Source organism: Pedobacter sp. 01N416, assembly GCF_056399685.1.
On sequence record NZ_JBFTRT010000905.1, the window covers coordinates 1 to 1,134 of the forward strand.

Annotated in this window: 2 protein-coding genes and 1 pseudogene; 1 reads left to right on the forward strand and 2 read right to left on the reverse strand. The window is 36.8% G+C overall.

The features are described 5' to 3' along the window. Positions 1–180 (forward strand): hypothetical protein (locus AC1DND_RS28280; protein WP_477586223.1); only part of this gene is annotated, 180 nt, incomplete at its 5' end. Between the two features lie 153 nt (positions 181–333). Here AC1DND_RS28280 and secG read toward each other — a convergent pair. Both secG and AC1DND_RS28290 read right to left on the reverse strand, forming a co-directional pair. Continuing rightward, positions 334–696, reverse strand: coding sequence for a preprotein translocase subunit SecG (gene secG / locus AC1DND_RS28285; RefSeq protein WP_108197142.1), 363 nt, complete (start codon positions 694–696; stop codon positions 334–336). A gap of 14 nt (positions 697–710) precedes the next feature. Beyond that, positions 711–1,134 (reverse strand): annotated as a pseudogene (locus tag AC1DND_RS28290) (hypothetical protein); the annotation flags it as partial.

The following is a 1,134-nucleotide window of genomic DNA, read 5'->3' on the forward strand; positions in this document are numbered from 1 at the left end:
ATGGATGAGTTTGTAAATGAGTTTAATTTTGGTGTAAATATATTTCTCCAGCAAATAATAAAAAACCAAAAAACTGCACAGAAACGATACGCCAAAAGAAATAGCCATGTAATACAGGCTATGCTGAAAATAAAAATTAACCATCCCGATGGAAAGACCAACGGCGAGAGCAGTAAATAGAACCAGCACACTTAATTTCATGCTGCAATTTAAAGCTTTTTATGTTAAATGTGTGTTAAGAGACAAAGGGTTGATTCATTTTTTACGGAATGTTAAAAACCAAAAAAGCTTTCCCTTTTGAGGAAAGCTTTATAAAATACGGGTAAGTATTACTTATTTCTTTGTCGAATCTGTTTTAGCTGGAGTCGAAGCAGCAGGTTTAGTGCTGTTTAAATTTCCGCCAAGTGGAGATGGTGATGGTGTTTTATCTAAACGCTCTTGTATAGCTGAGTTTCCAACTGCTGCAGTACCACCGCTAGTTTTAGCAATTGTAGTAACGGCAAGGGTTAACACTACGATTAAGGTTAACAATACCCACGATCCTTTTTCTAAAACATCGCCGGTACGCTGCACACCAAACATGTTACTGGTGCCACCCCCTGTAGCTAAACCTCCGCCTTTAGGGTTTTGTACTAAAACAAATAAGCCTAAGGCCACACACGCAATAATTAATAAAATGATTAAAAAGGTTACCATGGTAATATTATATTTTAAAATTTCTTTTCTATAGATTGGATAAGGTCGGCAAAGTAACGGCTTTTTTCCGGATATTTCAAACTTAATTTTTTATACGTATCTATGGCTTTGTGATAAAGCATTTGCTCAATATAAATTTTAGCTAAAGTCTCCGAAACAAGATCGTAATTGTCTTCTGCACTTTTCTTTGCCTTATTTTCATTATCTATCTGTTCTGGCTTCGGAGGCCTGATTGTTGGATCTTCTTTTAAGAACCGCTCGATAATTTCAGCTCCCTTTGCATCTTTAATTTCGGCAGAAGGATATTCTGCTAAATGATCGGCTACCTCGAAAGGCGTTTGAATGTGAAAGATGTGCTCTACATATTGCTGTTGAAACTCAGCTCTTTCTTGCAGTTGGTTATTTTGTGGCTGTGGTTTTACCTTACCAGCGTTAGGG

Excerpts from the sequence above, each read along its gene's own strand:
- secG (WP_108197142.1), bottom strand. The coding sequence starts at position 696 with ATGGTAACCTTTTTAATCATTTTATTAATTATTGCGTGTGTGGCCTTA.